Origin of the sequence: Lactococcus sp. LG1074 (assembly GCF_017309525.1) — a bacterium.
In the GTDB taxonomy this organism is placed as follows: domain Bacteria; phylum Bacillota; class Bacilli; order Lactobacillales; family Streptococcaceae; genus Lactococcus; species Lactococcus petauri.
Genome location: NZ_CP071293.1, coordinates 1466595 through 1482900, shown reverse-complemented (window position 1 = coordinate 1482900; position 16306 = coordinate 1466595). Strand labels below are relative to the sequence as shown.

At 37.0% G+C, this 16306-nt stretch carries 17 protein-coding genes and 1 pseudogene; 14 read left to right on the top strand and 4 right to left on the bottom strand.

Annotated elements, in window-relative coordinates:
- The first annotated feature begins 22 nt into the window (after nucleotides 1–22).
- Nucleotides 23–448, top strand: coding sequence for a hypothetical protein (locus J0J36_RS07310; protein ID WP_153925267.1), 426 nt, complete (start codon nucleotides 23–25; stop codon nucleotides 446–448).
- A 209-nt stretch (nucleotides 449–657) separates the two neighbouring features.
- Here J0J36_RS07310 and J0J36_RS10735 read toward each other — a convergent pair whose 3' ends face one another.
- Complete coding sequence (locus tag J0J36_RS10735) at nucleotides 658–792, bottom strand: putative holin-like toxin (protein WP_368819573.1); 135 nt, start codon at nucleotides 790–792, stop codon at nucleotides 658–660.
- Nucleotides 793–1312: 520 nt separating this feature from the next.
- Here J0J36_RS10735 and J0J36_RS07305 point away from each other — a divergent pair.
- The 5 genes and pseudogenes from J0J36_RS07305 (at nucleotide 1313) to J0J36_RS07285 (ending at nucleotide 4504) form a co-directional block, all read left to right on the top strand.
- Nucleotides 1313–1690, top strand: coding sequence for a hypothetical protein (locus tag J0J36_RS07305; RefSeq protein ID WP_153925264.1), 378 nt, complete (start codon nucleotides 1313–1315; stop codon nucleotides 1688–1690).
- Nucleotides 1659–2360, top strand: coding sequence for an AbiH family protein (locus J0J36_RS07300; protein ID WP_153925534.1), 702 nt, complete (start codon nucleotides 1659–1661; stop codon nucleotides 2358–2360). The genes J0J36_RS07305 and J0J36_RS07300 overlap by 32 nt, the downstream gene beginning before the upstream one ends.
- 187 nt (nucleotides 2361–2547) lie before the next feature.
- A pseudogene (locus tag J0J36_RS10675) lies at nucleotides 2548–2679 on the top strand (hypothetical protein); the annotation flags it as partial.
- Nucleotides 2680–2816: 137 nt separating this feature from the next.
- The gene (locus J0J36_RS07290; RefSeq protein ID WP_003133033.1) at nucleotides 2817–3548 is read left to right on the top strand and encodes a demethylmenaquinone methyltransferase; all 732 of its coding nucleotides are present in this window, start codon (nucleotides 2817–2819) and stop codon (nucleotides 3546–3548) included.
- A 122-nt stretch (nucleotides 3549–3670) separates the two neighbouring features.
- Nucleotides 3671–4504 (top strand): VOC family protein, encoded by an 834-nt coding sequence (locus tag J0J36_RS07285; RefSeq protein WP_003133031.1) that lies wholly within the window; start codon nucleotides 3671–3673, stop codon nucleotides 4502–4504.
- A 48-nt stretch (nucleotides 4505–4552) separates the two neighbouring features.
- Here J0J36_RS07285 and J0J36_RS07280 read toward each other — a convergent pair whose 3' ends face one another.
- On the bottom strand, nucleotides 4553–5533 hold the full coding sequence (locus tag J0J36_RS07280) for an aromatic acid exporter family protein (protein ID WP_003133030.1): 981 nt from the start codon (nucleotides 5531–5533) through the stop codon (nucleotides 4553–4555).
- A 238-nt stretch (nucleotides 5534–5771) separates the two neighbouring features.
- Between J0J36_RS07280 and J0J36_RS07275 the strand changes: the two genes are divergently transcribed.
- Nucleotides 5772–6302, top strand: coding sequence for a hypothetical protein (locus J0J36_RS07275; protein WP_003133028.1), 531 nt, complete (start codon nucleotides 5772–5774; stop codon nucleotides 6300–6302).
- A gap of 47 nt (nucleotides 6303–6349) precedes the next feature.
- Here J0J36_RS07275 and J0J36_RS07270 read toward each other — a convergent pair whose 3' ends face one another.
- Nucleotides 6350–6748: a glyoxalase gene (locus tag J0J36_RS07270; protein ID WP_019335623.1), complete on the bottom strand. Its 399-nt coding sequence runs from the start codon at nucleotides 6746–6748 to the stop codon at nucleotides 6350–6352.
- A 186-nt stretch (nucleotides 6749–6934) separates the two neighbouring features.
- Here J0J36_RS07270 and J0J36_RS07265 point away from each other — a divergent pair, with 186 nt between their 5' ends.
- The gene (locus tag J0J36_RS07265) at nucleotides 6935–7852 is read left to right on the top strand and encodes a magnesium transporter CorA family protein (RefSeq protein ID WP_003133025.1); all 918 of its coding nucleotides are present in this window, start codon (nucleotides 6935–6937) and stop codon (nucleotides 7850–7852) included.
- A 41-nt stretch (nucleotides 7853–7893) separates the two neighbouring features.
- Nucleotides 7894–9585, top strand: coding sequence for a bifunctional lysylphosphatidylglycerol flippase/synthetase MprF (locus J0J36_RS07260; protein WP_003133022.1), 1692 nt, complete (start codon nucleotides 7894–7896; stop codon nucleotides 9583–9585).
- Nucleotides 9586–9654: 69 nt separating this feature from the next.
- Here the strand turns inward: J0J36_RS07260 and J0J36_RS07255 are convergent, their stop codons facing one another.
- Entirely contained in the window at nucleotides 9655–10092 is a 438-nt protein-coding gene (locus tag J0J36_RS07255; protein WP_003133021.1) for a universal stress protein, read from the bottom strand.
- 354 nt (nucleotides 10093–10446) lie between these two features.
- On the opposite strand from J0J36_RS07255, the gene J0J36_RS07250 reads away from it, so the two are divergent.
- The 5 genes from J0J36_RS07250 to asnS all read left to right on the top strand — a co-directional run bounded on the left by J0J36_RS07250 (nucleotide 10447) and on the right by asnS (nucleotide 16300).
- Entirely contained in the window at nucleotides 10447–12801 is a 2355-nt protein-coding gene (locus tag J0J36_RS07250; protein ID WP_153925258.1) for a helicase C-terminal domain-containing protein, read from the top strand.
- A 182-nt stretch (nucleotides 12802–12983) separates the two neighbouring features.
- Nucleotides 12984–13427 carry a DUF5590 domain-containing protein gene (locus J0J36_RS07245; protein WP_003133017.1) on the top strand — a complete coding sequence of 148 codons (444 nt, stop codon included), beginning with the start codon at nucleotides 12984–12986 and terminating at the stop codon, nucleotides 13425–13427.
- Nucleotides 13428–13430: 3 nt separating this feature from the next.
- Nucleotides 13431–14624 (top strand): pyridoxal phosphate-dependent aminotransferase, encoded by a 1194-nt coding sequence (locus tag J0J36_RS07240; protein WP_003133015.1) that lies wholly within the window; start codon nucleotides 13431–13433, stop codon nucleotides 14622–14624.
- Nucleotides 14614–14943 carry a GIY-YIG nuclease family protein gene (locus J0J36_RS07235; protein ID WP_003133012.1) on the top strand — a complete coding sequence of 110 codons (330 nt, stop codon included), beginning with the start codon at nucleotides 14614–14616 and terminating at the stop codon, nucleotides 14941–14943. Before J0J36_RS07240 ends, J0J36_RS07235 begins: the two co-directional genes overlap by 11 nt.
- 19 nt (nucleotides 14944–14962) lie before the next feature.
- A complete protein-coding gene (gene asnS, locus J0J36_RS07230; protein WP_003133011.1) occupies nucleotides 14963–16300 on the top strand; it encodes an asparagine--tRNA ligase in 1338 nt (445 codons plus the stop codon).
- The last annotated feature ends 6 nt before the right edge of the window (nucleotides 16301–16306 follow it).

Here is a 16306-nt window from a genome sequence, read left to right as displayed (position 1 = left end):
AAATATCAAACAACAATCGAAAATGAACAACAGCAAATTATGGTTCGAATTAGCAAGTGGTAAATCTTTTAAAGACCTATCAGATGAATTTTCTATTAATGAAGATTATTATTTTTGTTATGATGAACCTTCTAATTGGGTTCATTCTCAACGTGTAGATAAAAATATTGATGAATTTTCTTTTAATGGAAAAATTTCCTCAGAATATAATTTATATATTTATATTGGTTTATTAAGATCAGTGTATATGATGTATAATTCTGTCTGTGATTTTGCAGAGTATAAGGGAGTTATAAGAAGTGGACTTTTATCAAAATATTATGATAAATTTTCCGTATTTGAAAATCAACTACTCAGTTTTATTAAGCCTCAATTTTCCGATATTGAATTATCAAATGAAGAAAAGATAAAATTAAGGAAGCTACTAGAAAATGGTAATGCACTATAATTCCATAATCAAATATGACTTGCATACAGAACAATATTAATCATCTATATTGACATAAGGTAACGTAACGTGACGTGACATTATATAAGTAAAGAAAAAAGAGCTTGCTACTAACAAACTTCATAGAGACCGTTTAAGACGGTTGACAAGTTACTTATCTAAAAGTAGAACCGCACTCTGCCAAAAGACTCTGCCAAAAGTTAGCGGTTCTATTTTTTTATGCTCTTTACAATTACAATAATGAGATTGAGCAACGTAACGACGAAACTTGCAAATGAAATTAGCAAAGTTAAACTATCTGAAACACTCAAAAATCTAGTCTTTCTAGTTTGATAGGGAAACACCTATACTCATAGGCAACAGCCCTCTTTCTACTAAATTAAACTGTCCTTTCTATAATTAAGATATTTATTAATAAACAGGAAAATAATAATTTCTTCAAGATCTATCTTCTTCTAGAAATATCCGACATCCGCTACGCTACTGTCTAGATATTTCTAAGTGAGTTGCTAGATATTCCAGCAAGCTGTAATATCCGCAACATCACATTGAAGTTTTTTTTTTATTGTCACAATGGAGTACAACTTAATACTATAGGTACAATCTCAATTATTTCAAATTTTTGTTAACAAGTTTATTTTAATTGAGGAATTAAACCAAATTATAGTTGTTATAGATAGAACTGTTTTTTTTATTAATTTAAGATAAAATATATTATTAAGGTACAAGCTACTATATTGTTTATTAATGTACTTGTTCATTATCTATAAATATATTATAGATTATATATTTATTTATGGGAATGAACAGGTACGTTAATGGATTTTTACTTTAAGAGATAGTTGAGGAATAGGAGAAGTTTAAATGTTTGAATTAAAGGTTGGTCAAAACATAGAATATTTGACTGTAGAGAAAATTGTAGAAGAGTATCCCTATTTAGTTAGTAAAAAATCTTTACGATCGTTATCTAAAAATTTAAAAATGGGAACGAAAGTTAGAATATCAGTCGAAAAATCTTTGAATACTTTTTTTGATTCAGTAAAATATAAACCAGTTCGTGGTCAGGCAAAAGGTAACACTCATTTTATATGTGAGCGTTATAATGGAAATACTAATATTTACAATCCAGATGCAGGTAAAGGTGGGTCTACCGCTTTTAATTGGACACAAGTAGATAATATGATAAAGAATCAAATTGCAAAGTACAGTAATGATAAAGCCTATCATGGAGCTATACTATAAAAGTGGACAGAAAATTGTGTGTTATAATCTGTCTATTAAGACACAATTTTCTGTCCACTTTTATAGTATAGCTCCAATCCAATTTATAACTTTTAATTATACAGAGACTATGGAAATGCTTCTTCATGATAATGGGTATTCAAGAAAATTATCAAACTCAAACTATATGCAATTAAGAATTAACCAGCCTATTCATGTTCATGGTACGTTAAATAATTCTATGGTATTAGGTGTCAATGATGAAACTCAATTCAAATCAGAAATTTTTGATAATAATTTTCCAGAGTTCTTTGTCAAAAATAAAAATTTAACTGACCATGTAAATAGCACTGATTTAGAAGAGGCATTGGAAGTTATCAGGTATAGTCAGGTCATTTTCTTATTTGGAGTTTCCCTTGGAGAAACTGATAAAATATATTGGGGAAAAATAGCTACATGGCTTTTAAATAGTGATGAGCGTATTGTTCTTTTATATGATTATGAAACTCCAATGGAAAGTATTAGTAAAGTTGTACAGAGTAAGATGGAAAGAAGTTGGAATGAGACAAAAGATAAGTTCTTAAAACAGTCTGGACTTAGTAACGTTGAACAAAAACAAATAAGTAAACAGATATTCCCACTTTACGGTAATGGATTTCTTAATCTAGAAGAAGCTCAACAGGATAACTAAATTAAATAGACTGAGTAATAATTTGGTCTATTTTTTGTACTTTCTACTATTTAAATGGGTATTGCTAAATAGAACCATTTTTTTTAATGGTTTTGGTTATACATACTAGACAATTTCAAATCCATATGCTATACTTCATTTAAACATAAGAACAGCACTATACAAGGATTTATCATATAGGTCATGCCAAATCAAAACTGGTTCACTTTCACGTACAGACCGTATGGCTAAATACAACCAATTGCTTCGTATCGAAGACCAATTGGGTGAAGTTGCCGTTTACAAAGGTCTTAACGCATTCTACAACCTTAAAAAATAAGGTTTAGAGAGCAACTAATGCTTAATGAAACACTCTTTCGATGTTTAATTTTTAAACATCGAAAGAGTGTTTTTTAGTTTGGAAATTGAGAGACAAGAAGCAAGGGTGTAAAGGTTAGCTTATGCTATAATGAGTACATGAATAAGGTAAACGAAGAACGTGTACACGAAATATTTAATAATATATCCACTGATTATGACAAAATGAATGCAATCATTAGTTTCAAGCAGCATGACTTATGGCGGGATAAAACCATGAAAAAAATGGGGGATTTATCTGACATGACCATTTTGGATTTGTGTTGTGGTACTGGGGATTGGACTTTTGACCTTTCAAAAGCTGTGGGGCAAAAGGGTAAGGTCGTGGGCTTAGACTTTTCTGAAAATATGCTGAAAGTGGCCCAAGATAAACTTGACAAAAAAGGCAATGAAAACATTGAATTTATTCAAGGAAATGCCATGGCCATTCCTTTTGAAAATGACATGTTTGATGCTGTTACGATTGGTTACGGCTTGAGAAACACGCCTGATTATCTCACAGTGCTACGAGAAATTTTCCGTGTCTTAAAAACTGGCGGAAAAGTGGTGTGTATTGAAACTTCTCATCCGACTTTGCCTATTTACAAGCAAGCATTTGAACTTTATTTTAAAAAAGTGATGCCTTTTCTGGGAAAAGTCTTTGCCAAGTCTTTGAAGGAATACCAATGGCTTCAAAAATCTGCGGAGAATTTTCCTGATGCGAAAGCTTTGGCTTTATTGTTTAGCGAGGCGGGTTTTTCTACTGTAAGCTATCAAAAACATGGCGGTGGAGCCATTGCTACACACTTTGGGACCAAAGGCTTTCCTGTAACAAAAGAAGACTCACAATAATTTTATAGTCACAAAAGACTTTGTTTACGTTTGTAAACAAAGTCTTTTGCTTTCTGAATTTTAAGTGATATACTAACAACATATAAAGAATGAAGTAAAATTCAAAAGAAACGAGAATAAGTATGGACACTCAACCCTTTAATATTAAAAAAATTACTTTGAAAGCTTCCAATCGACAAGTCATGCGTCATTTTTATGAGGAGTTACTAGGTTTTTATCTTTCTGAGGAAACAGAGCATACACTTGCCTATGCGTTTAGAGAAAAAGAAATTCCTTTTTTAAAACTCGAGTTTGGTGGAAATGCAAGTACAGAAAAAACGACCGGCCTTTTTCATTACGCTCTTCTTTTTCCCGATCGTGCCTCAAAAGCTGGACTTATTTCACGACTCATGAAGGCAAACTATCCATTAGGAGCGGGAGACCATCTCGTCAGTGAATCTTTTTATCTTAGTGATCCTGAAGGAAATGGAATTGAGCTCTATCATGACCGCGACCCGAAAACTTGGAAATGGAATGAAGGACAAGTTGAAATGGGGACCTTTGCTGTTGATCTTGAAGCTGTTTTAGCAACAAAAAAGGTAGGAGCATTTCGTTATCCGCCAAAAATGAGTATTGGTCATCTCCATTTCACGGGAAGTTCTCTTGCACAGGCTGATACACTCTTTATGGATATACTTCGGACGGATCTAGTCGCACGAGTGGGTAATACTGCTCATTTTTACTCGCAAAATCATTACCATCATCACTTTGCGACAAATCTCTGGGAAGGGACAAGCTTGAAAAAACGAAACCTTCAAAAAAACGGCATTTTAGCTTGGGAGATTGAAGTTGGAAGAGCGTATTATGAAGCAGTTTTGGAACGACTGTTGGCAACGGAGTGGACTTACGAAGCGAGAGGGACGAGCATGATCTTAGAGGATCATGTCGGCGCGCAACTTGTGATAACACAGATATAAAAAACCTTGTTGCTCTTATGAGCCAGCAAGGTTTTTATCATGTCTTTTTTATGAAGCATTGTTGGTCTGACTTAATGCAAAAGTATTTTTTTCTTGAATCAATAGTTCAAGCAACTGAAGCACTTGGAAGAGACCTGCGCGATTCTCAAACTCTTCACGTGTTTGTGGCAAGTCCATCTGACGGTAATGAGAATAGGCATTTTCTATTTTCTTTAAGAGCTCGCTGCCGTCATTATGGGCAGCATAGGTAAGTGACAAAGTTTCAAAAATATTGGAAATTTCGGCGATATGCGTACTTTCCACATCTATTTCTTCTAATTTCATAATAATATCTTTGAGAAGTGTAATTTGGATATGGCGCATGTCAAAATAGCGTTGATAAAATGTATTATTTCTTAAAAGGTTATTCTCTGATTTTTCAGTGGCGACTTTACTGCTGGCATCAATGAGTTCCAGCAGGTTCTCACACTGCGCCACGAGATCCTGGAGATCTTGCTTTTGATTCAAACAAATGACGAGATGTGCTGAAATATTTTTGAATTCTTTTTCTAAAATATTAAGATTATTTTCTAATAATCTTTCATTGCTTGGCATATATATGTTTGCCAAAAGTGCTAAACCTACTCCAATGAACATTAATGAAAACTCATTGCCTACGAGAGGAAAAGTTATTTCTTGAGCCAAAAGGTAATGGGAAAAAAGCACAGAGTTTACGACAATGCCTTCGCTCGTATTTGTGGCAACAGAGATAGGAATAAATAATAATAAAAAGATACCAAAAGATAAAGGTGTAAAATTAAATAAATTTAAAACGATAAAGGCGAGTAAGGTGGCGATGATAAGCCCTAGAACACGCAGAAATCCTAATCGTAAGGTGCTTTTCTGTGTGTTCGTAATGGAAAGAATGGCAATGATGCCTGCGCTGGTCGCAGATTCTAAGTGGAAAAACTGTGCAATAATAATGGCTAATGTTGCACAAATTGCAGTTTTGATTGTTCTTTGCCCTATTTTGATATGGCTGTAATTCACATTTTGTCTCCTTGTGATAAGTATATAAGCAGTGAAAGAGTGCTTCTCAAAGGTTTTAGTGTATGTTGAGAGCTTTCTTAACTAGAGTAATTATACCAAAAAATAGGAGAGAAACAGATGCAACACTTTCAAAATTTTAGCTAAGAACAGATTATCTTAGATTTTAGAGCAGATGAAGCGAGAGGAACGAAAAAACTGTGTATAATAGAAAGTAAGAGAATAAAGGAGAAAAAATCAGATGAAAAAGTATATTATTGTAGGGATGTTTTCGTTCTTACTTGGAGCAATAGTAGCCTTAGGGATATCTAATATTACTCAATCACCTGCTACACCGATGGCAAAGGAAAGTTCTAGTTCCTCAACATCCACCAAAGAGAGTACTACCTCCAGTAGTTCCTCTGAAGTGAAAACAACACCCTCTTCAACTTCAACAAGCAGTAGTGAACAGTCTATCTCTTCTCTCTATCATCTCGTTCCACCTCAAAGCACCTATAAGAACTTAATTGTAGCTAAGACAGCGGAAGCAGAAGCTTATATTCAAACCAATGGTTACAATCTTATCAGTAAAACGAATCATGACTTGAACGAAAAGTCACTCATCAGCGAAGCATCTACAGAACTGCCTAATCCAGTAGATGCCTCAGGCAAGGAAAGTTATCTTTACTTTTGGGCAAATGATGCGCAAGCAAACGAGTTAGGCAGCGTTCGCATGGATAATAAAGTTGTTTTCTTTAAAGCAACGGATGATTATTTAAGTCGTTTGAATTAAAAAAGACAGGATTTGCGTCCTGTCTTTTTTGTAGGAAAGGGATTGACTCACATGGCCATCCATACAGGCTCTAAGCAGTTACCATCTGGATCTTGAACTTCAAGGCCATACATAACGTCCTCAGGAATGCCATTTTCTAAATGAAGGGATTGTCCGCCATATTGACTGGCAAGTTTGCCGAATGCTTTGACAGCATCTGCACTTGGAAGAGTAAAGGCAGCAAGAGCGCCACTTACTTTGTGTGTATCAGCGATTGTTTTATCACCAATAAATGTTTGGTAACGCTCATGCGAAAGTAACATGATATAGAAATTTTCATCCCAAACCATACAGCTTACCAAATCGTCTGAAAAATCAGGGTTCTTTTTGAAACCAAGCTTTTCATAAAAAGCTGTGGAAACCTGAATATCTGAGACAGGAAAGTTGACGAAAACCATTGTCGACATATGAAATCCTCCTTAAAATTAAATTTTATATCAAAATATTCTTAACTTTAAGCTCATTGTAACATAAATCATATTTTTTACCGCTTGATTGGCTTGGAAAATGCTTTCAAAAAAGTAAGGTGAAAATCATGGGAGAAAACAGCGTTTGAGACGTTTATTTAAGAGATTTTCTGTTAAAATATAACTATGATTAAAAACTATGAATTGTCAGCTGAACATCGGCTAGTCTCTACGGCAGAGATGAGGAATTTTACATACGTACTTAATCCGACACGTGAAGAAATTGGTAGTGTCTCGGAGTACTTTCAACTGCCTTTTGACTACCTTAGCGGCATTCTCGATGATTATGAAAACGCCCGTTTTGAAACGGATGATATCGATAATAATCTTATACTTTTACAATATCCAGCCTCATCAAGTTATGGCGAGGTAGGCACATTTCCTTACTCTTTGATTTGGACAAAAAATGAAGCTGTCATTTTAGCTTTAAATCATGACATTAAGGGAGAACATATATTCGGTAGAGAATACAGCTCTACACGCTATAAGCATGAAATTATTTATCAGGTTATGTATCAAATGACACATGACTTCCATGATTATCTACGAGAATTTCGTCTCCGTCGTCGTCGTCTTGAGGTAGGAATCAAAAACTCAACCAAAAATGATCAAATTGTTGATATGATTGGTATTCAAGCTAGCCTTATTTATTTTGAAGATGCTTTGAATAATAATCTCGAAGTGTTGAAGAAATTTATTGATTATCTGCGTGAAGAAGATGAAGATGGTTTTGCTGATAAGATTTACGATATTTATATTGAAACGGATCAGGCCTACACGGAAACACGTATTCAACTGAAATTGCTCCAAAACCTGCGCGACTTGTTCTCAAATATTGTGTCTAACAATTTGAATATTGTCATGAAAATCATGACATCCGCAACCTTTGTCTTGGGTATTCCAGGTGTTGTTGTCGGTTTTTATGGGATGAATGTCCCCATACCTGGTCAGGAAATCAGTTGGGTCATGTGGGCCATATTAGGGTTAACGCTTATATTTTGTGGCATTGTCGTTTGGGCGTTACGCAAAAAAGACATGCTGTGATCGTTTAACCATCGCAAGTTATCATAAAGGAACAGTTATTCATGTATAGATTACGTATTTTTGCACAAAATTTAGCAATCTTCTTGTCCGTAGTGATTGATATTGGAGCAATTTTGGCTTTCTATTTGCATCGATCACCTGTTTTGAGAGAGTATTTTCCTTCCTATAGCTTCATGCCGCATTATATTTTAGGTTTTGCTTTAGGACTTTTGGGGCTTTTGGTCTCTCTCAATCTCTACCGACGGGTAAGGTCAGCTTGGATTATTACTATTGTCGTTCAATTTGTCATTTTACGGTTGAACTTTATTTCTACTCAGAGGTTTTTCAGTATTGGCTCACTTCTTTCACTTATCATTCTGGTTATTCTCGGGTTGACTTATCGTGATTTTAGTCGAACAATGGACCGTAATTATGCAAAAAAGGCAGTGTTTCTCGGTTTCATCCCACTGGTCTTGGCTTTCTTTAATACCTTATTGAGTTTAAGCTTTTTGAAGCGCGATTATTTAGGAAATCCAGATGTATATTCTATCTTTAAGCAATCCTTGCATTTTCTTTTTACAATGGATATCCGGCAAGCGCATTTCAATTCTCATGTACATGGCTTTTATATGGTTGGGCTAATCATCATTACTTGGATTTGTGTGATGTTAGCACTCTATTATATATTGAAACCATTGGTTTATTACCCAATCTTAAGTGGTCGTGAAAAAGAGAAAGCCATCGCACTTGTTGAAAAATATGGTCAAAATCCGATGGCTTATATGACCATTGATGGTCAAAAATCTTATTTTTTCAGTGTTACTGTTGAAGGGATGCTTGCCTATACCGTTGTAAACAACGTTCTCGTAGGTTGTGGGGATATCGTTTGTGACCCTAAAGATGCCGCTCGTTTTATGGGAGAACTGGTTCATTTTTCACGTCGTAATGGATGGAAAATCTTGTTTATGGACATTACAGAAACGATGCGCCCTGCCTATGAATCTTATGGATTTTCGATGATTAAGATTGGTGAAGATGCTTGTTTGCGCTTAGAGGACTTTAGCCTTAAGGGCAAGAAAACAGCAAAGGTTCGTGCCAATATCAATCATGCGCGCCGCTTAGGTATTACTGTTGAAGAATACAAGCCAAATGAAAAACGAGATATAAAAATTGAAAATGAACTTCAAGAAATATCAGACGAATGGTTTGGCTCTAAAGGCCCTGAGCTTGGCTTTATGCTGGGAGGCTTGGCTTTAGAAAATCCTCTTGGGCGCCGTTATTTTTACAGTCGTGATGCATCCGGAAAAATGTTGGCTTTTGTAATTTTTGTTCCGTATGCTGAAGGCGAGGAAAGTGGTTATATGGCTGATGTGACGCGCCGCCGCGTGCAAGTGCCTAATGGCTCTATGGAAGTGTGTCTTCTCCAAGCCTTTGAAACAATGCGCGAGGAGGGAGTGACTTGGGGTAATCTCGGTCTCTGCCCTTTGGCAAATATCAAAGATGACGAGGATAGCAGCAAAGTGACAACACAGCTCTTCCAGTTTATTTATGAAAATATGAATGGTGTATATGGCTTCAAGGGGCTTTATCAAGCCAAGAAAAAATGGAACCCAAGCGATTGGCAAGCGCGTTATATCGCTTATGCGCTCAAACCTTTTAGTTTCAGCTATGCCTACGCTATGCTGAAGGCTCAAAATCCTAAAGGGATAAACAAGTTGATCCTTGAAAAACTTCGTACAAAGATTGAAAAATAAAAGCACCGCAGTTTTTGCGGTGCTTTTTCTTAATAAAAACCCTCTCAACGAGAGGGCGAAATATAACAATTATTTACGGACGACAAGAGTATCACATGGCGCATTTTTAATGATATAGTCTGCAACAGAACCAATAAAGATACGTTCAATGTAACTCAAACCAGTTGCACCAAGCACGATAAGGTCAATGTTTTCTTCTTTTGGAAGTGTTTGTCCCAACATAACTTTTGGTGAGCCGAATTCGACACGAGTAGTTACTGTTTTTACACCAGCGTTTTTCGCTTCAGTTGCAAAGTCATTAATGAGGTTTTCGGCACCTTTATGTGTATCATCCGCTACAACAGAATCATAAGCAGAGATAGACTGAAATGCACGCAAGTCAATGACGTTAGCGATGACCAATTCGGCATCGTTACGAAGAGCAGTGGCAACAGCTTTATCAAAGGCCTTAGTTGATTCTACAGAACCGTCAAGACCAACGAGGATTTTTTTGTAATTATCGAGCATAGTGGGACTCCTTTTCTTTTTTTTACTATACTCTAATTTTACTCTAATTTGTAGCATTTGTAAAAGAAAAACTATTTTTGGGGGTCTGGCTTTAGCGCAGGAGGGGCTTAACCGAACAGAAGAGGACAAGGCAAGGGCATATGCAAGTGTATTTTTTGAGATTTTTACGGCCTTCTTACTGTAAAATCACCTTTTTGGTGAATCAAAGTGGCAGGTAAAGGTTGCTGTATGTTGAGAAGAACACCTGTGTGCTGTGTCATTGCGTCTAATTTGATATAATTATAAAGATCTATTTTTAAATGGCCGAGCAAAGCAAAGCCTTATAAAAATAAATAGAAGTTGAAAGGTAAAAAAATGACTCGATATGCTGTGGTGGATTTAGAAGCCACCGATGCGCACAGCTCGCAGAATAAAATTATCCAAATTGGTATTGCGCTAGTCGAGGGTGGAGAAGTGGTAGACACTTATACGACAGATGTCAATCCACATGAGTCACTTTTGCCGAGAATTGCGAGCCTTACAGGTTTGTCTGATCGTCGCTTGTCAAAAGCGCCAGACTTTTCGGAAGTTGCAGAAGAAGTGCGCCAAAAATTGGAAGGCACCATTTTTGTGGCACACAATGCGCGCTTTGATTACTCCTTATTAATGAAAAGTCTTTTTCCTTTAGGCTTGGATTTGGAATTACCGCGTGTAGATACAGTTGAGCTGGCGCGAGTTGTTTTTCCTACCTTTGAAAAATATGGGATGGAAGCTCTGAGTGAGCGACTGGACTTACGACACGATCAGCCTCATGCGGCCTTATCCGATGCTTTGGCTACAGCGGAGTTGTTGCTTAAAATGCAAGACAAGATTAGGGAACTTCCACGTGCTGTGTTAGAGGAGATTATTCACCATTCGGACAGCTTACTCTATGAGACGAAAGAATTCTTGAAGGAGCAGCTGCCTTATACATCACTCAACGTTGAACATCTTTATGTAGTTCATAATATTGCTACCCGTAGAGAAAAAGTTAAAGAAAACAGACAGCCCCTTGCCAATTCTTTTGCTAAAAATATCTCTCGTTTGGGTCTTAAAGTCCGGAAAAATCAAGAAAAGATTGCCGAAAAAATAAAAGAAGAACTTACACAAAGTCGCCCTTCTTTCATTGAAGCCCCCACTGGCATCGGGAAGACATATGCTTATCTTTTACCTTTGCTTGCAGAAGGACGGGAAATTGTTGTATCAACGCCGACTAAAGTTCTACAAAATCAGATGATTCATGGTGTAGCACCTATTCTTAAAGAAAAATTTGGTGTGAATTTCTCTAAGCTTTTAGGAACGAAGAATTATATTTCTTTAGAAAAATTTTCACGGCTTTTGCTGGCAAATACTGAAGGAAAAAACTTCGAAATTTTTAAGATGAAAATCTTGGTTTGGTTGACGGAGACGCTTACAGGGGAGCTAGACGAGCTCTCCAAAGTGATGACCAATGAGGAGTACTTTGCTCAGATTGCGCATGATGGCTATGTTAACAATAAACAACTGCATTATGAACAGGACTTCTGGCTGAAAGCACAACGCCGAGCTGAAATTTCGCAAGTCAAAGTCGTCAATCATGCTTACCTAATTGAACGTCTTGCAGATTATCCTGAGACTTTCTTACAGGAACGTATTTTGGTTGTGGATGAAGCACAGCAACTCTTCACAACACTGGAAAGAGCCAATCAGAAAACAGTTAAAATCTCGGAGCAATTGGAAACCGTCGATATAGAAAATTCGCATTTAAATAAACGCCTTGTGGAAAGTTTGACATTTCAGCTCAAAAATAAAAAGTTGGACAGTGAGAAAATCGCTCTTGATGCGAGAGAGCTTGGTTTAAAAGAACTGGCTGAAATTTTTGAACATCCAGAGCAGAACTTTATTTGGCGCGAGGGAGATAGGGTTCACGCTTCAAGTACGGATTTTTATAATTTTGAAAAACTGGTACCTTCAGGAACTAAAATATATATGCTGGGGGCAACCTTATCTCTGACAGAAGACAAACCTATTTTCCCAGAACTTTTGGGCTTTAAGGACTATCGTTTCTTCAAATTTGACAGCCATCCCGCCGATAACCAAGAAATATTTATCGTGTCTGATGGGCCGCATATCAAAAATACAGGTGTTATGGCTTATGCACATTATGTTGCGGATAAAGTTTCCGAGGTTGCTGAGCTAGGCTGCCAAGTTGTTGTTCTCTTTACGGCAAAAGTGTCCTTAACTTTTGTAGCAGAACAACTGTCCGCTGAAGGTTGGGATGTATTGGCTCAAGATATTAATGGGACTGCTGCACAAATCAAGAAAAAATTTGATAAAGGAGAAGGGCAGATTCTTCTGGGCTTATCTTCCTTCTGGGAGGGTGTGGATTTTGAGAAGCAAGATCATCTTGTTTTGATGATTCCCCGGCTACCCTTTGCTACGCCAGATGATATTTTAACGAAAAAGTATGCAAAACGTTTTAATAATCCTTTTTACGATTTTAATGTCCCTATGGCAACTTTGAAGTTGCAGCAAGCTCTTGGACGCGTCAATCGTCGCCATAATCAGTATTCCAAAGTTGTGATTCTTGACAATCGATTAGCAGGAAAATCTTATGCGAAAAGAATGCGTAAAAATCTTGCGCAAACTGCGCCGCTTAAAACACTTGAAAATAGTGAATTAGTAGAAAAAATTATTGAATTCTTGATGTGAAGTGATACCCGATACAGATAAGTCCAAGAAGAAGTTAAGAAAAGACACCGAATTTCTTCAATGACAAGATTACGGAAAATTATGGATTTAACTTTTTCTGGTAGAAGACCTTTGTAGAGAAGCAATTTCGTTGCTTTTTTGCTATAATTAAATAGATTATCTAAAGGACAGAAAGGTAGGCTATGAGAAGAAGACGAATGACTCTGCACACACAGATTATTATCGGTGTTTTAACGGTAATTCTGGCAGGTTTTATTGCGATAAGCCTCTTTATCTGGAGAGCAGTCAGCCCTTACAATACAGCAAGAAGCGCTGCAATTGCTATAGCAAAGGATAAAACGGAGCTGAAAACTCCAACAGCTTTTGACATTGCAACTACAGATAGCACAGATTATTCTTTACTTGGCAAAACTGAAAAAGGCAAGGAGATAGGTGTTTTAATTCCGGAAAAAGGGGGAAATTTAACAGTTATTGACATGGCAACAGGTGTTAAGCCCGAAACGCTTCAAGCAGATAATACGACATCTATCGTCTTGGCCCTGTATAAAAATCAGCCCGTATGGCAGGTAAATAGTCGTGAAGGTTTTAAACTTTATGATTTCAAGACGGGTAAGGAGCTGATGTAATTTATGAAAAAATTATCTGATTTTGTTTCAAACATCGAAGAGTCTGTGACTCTCGCTGCTGCAAAGCGTGCCAAAGATCTCGCAAGCCAAGGAAAAAACATTATTGATTTAACTTTGGGACAGCCAGACTTTTCTACCCCAGAACTCATCGGGGAAGCAGCCATTGATTCTATTCATTCAGGCAAGGCAAGTTTCTATACCCAAGCTTCTGGCTTACCTGAGTTGAAAAGTGCTGTGCGTAATTATTGGGATAAATATTATGGTTACGCCATTGAAGATAAGGAAATTTTAGTTACCACGGGTGCTAAATTTGCGCTTTATGCCTTCTTCCAAAGTGTTTTAGATAAAGGAGATGAAGTCATCATCCCAGCCCCGTATTGGGTGAGCTATGTGGATCAAGTCAAAATGTCAGGAGGTCAACCTGTTGTCGTTTCGACTTTGCAAGAAAATGACTTTAAAATCACAGTTGAACAACTTGAGGCAGTAAAAACCGAAAAGACGAAGGTGCTTTTATTAAATAGTCCATCCAATCCAACAGGAATGATTTATTCAAAAGAAGAATTACTGGCCTTGGGAAATTGGGCTGTTGCTAATGATTTGTTAATCTTAGCAGACGATATTTATCACCGATTGGTTTATAATAAAAGCGAGTTTACAGCTATTTCATCCTTATCAGAGGAGATTCGTCAACGCACGATTGTCATTAATGGTGTATCGAAAACCTTTGCGATGACCGGTTGGCGCATTGGACTTGCAGTTGGTGATAGCGAAATTATTGCAGCAATGACGAAGATTGCAGGTCAAACGACCTCAAACCCAAGTACAGTTGCTCAATATGCAGCCATTGAAGCTTTTAATTCTGATGAAGCGGCAGTCGAAAAAATGCGTACAGCATTTGAATCAAGGCTAAACTTGATACATCCTATGATCGATCAAATACCTGGCTTTGAGGCTATTAAGCCTAATGGTGCATTCTATCTCTTTCCTAAAGTTGAGAAAGCAATGGCACTGAAAGGGTATGACAATGTTACGGATTTTGCGACAGCGATTCTTGAAGAAACTGGAGTGGCTCTGGTGACGGGGGAAGGATTTGGGTCACCCGTACATGTGAGGTTGAGTTATGCCACTGACCTTGAGAGTTTGACAGAAGCAGTAAAACGTCTTCAGATTTGGATGGAAGAGTCGCATGATAGATAAAAAAGAAGCAAAATCAGCTTATAAGCTCCAAGAAAAGCTTGGTGCTGTTGTAGCTTATAAAAATATTTCAAAAAACAAGTTTTATCTTGATATAGCACCAGATTTACCTGGTTTGAAAAATCGCTTTGAATTTTCACGAAAAACAGGTATCGGTGTTCCCCTAGCCATTGACAAAGATTGGAAGTCTGATGACTTTGAACTCCTGGTGTTGGAAGAGCTTAAAAAAGATGAATTACAGACACCAAAAGCTTTTAAAGAAGATTTGAAAACTTTGAAAGAAATCTGGTTAGAGAAATTTATAGACAAAGATTTATATTAAAAAAGAGAAGGAATTATTTATGAAAGACTTAGTATCAATCATCGATGTGAAAGACCACGTCGGAGAAGAAATTAAAATTGGCGCTTGGGTTGCAGACAAATCAGGAAAAGGAAAATTGCAATTTCTCCAACTCCGTGATGGTACAGCTTATTTCCAAGCTGTCGTTTTCAAACCAAACATGTTTGAAAAATTTGGTGAAGAAGCAGGACTAGAAAAGTTCACTGAAATCAAACACTTGGCTCAAGAAACATCAGTAATCGTAACAGGGATTGTAAAAGAAGATTCACGTTCAAAATTTGGTTACGAGCTTGATGTCACAGACCTTGAAGTCATTGGTGGATCTGTGGATTATCCTATCACACCAAAAGAGCATGGTACAGATTTCTTGATGGATAACCGTCACTTGTGGCTACGTAGCCGCAAGCAACATGCTATCATGCTTGTACGTAACGAAATTATTCGTGCAACATATGAGTTTTACAATGCCAATGGCTTTGTTAAAATTGATAGTCCAATCTTGACAGGTTCAGCTCCTGAAGGAACAACAGAACTCTTTGAGACAGATTACTTTGGACAGCCTGCTTACTTGTCACAAACTGGTCAGCTCTATGCAGAAGCGGGTGCGATGGCATTTGGCAAAGTCTTTACCTTTGGTCCAACTTTCCGTGCTGAAAAATCAAAAACGCGCCGTCATTTGACAGAATTCTGGATGATTGAGCCAGAAATGGCCTTCACAACTCATGAAGAATCTTTGGATATTCAAGAAGCTTATGTCAAACATTTGATCAAATCAGTCTTGGAAAATCAACGTTATGCTTTAGAAAGTTTGGAACGTGACATTGATTTATTGGAAAAATATGTCAATGAACCATTCAAACGTGTCACTTACGATGATGCGATTGAACTTCTTCAAAAAGAAGAAGCAAATAATGATTATGATCATATCGAGTGGGGTGATGACTTTGGTTCACCACATGAAACATTTGTTTCTAACTACTATGGTGTGCCAACATTTATCATCAACTACCCTAAAGCGATTAAAGCTTTCTACATGAAACCACATCCAACACGTGAAGATGTTGTGATTTGTGCCGATCTTATCGCGCCAGAAGGATATGGTGAAATCATTGGTGGTTCAGAACGTGCGACAGATTATGATTACTTGGTTGAAAAAGTAAAAGAATTCGGGCTTTCAGAAGAAGAGTACAGCTGGTACCTTGACTTACGTAAATTCGGTTCTGTGCCACATTCTGGTTTTGGACTTGGCTTGGAACGTGCGGTAACCTTTATTACAGGTAACCAACATATCCGTGAAGCTATTCCATTCCCACGTATGCTTGGACGTATTCGCCCTTAAAGCTTA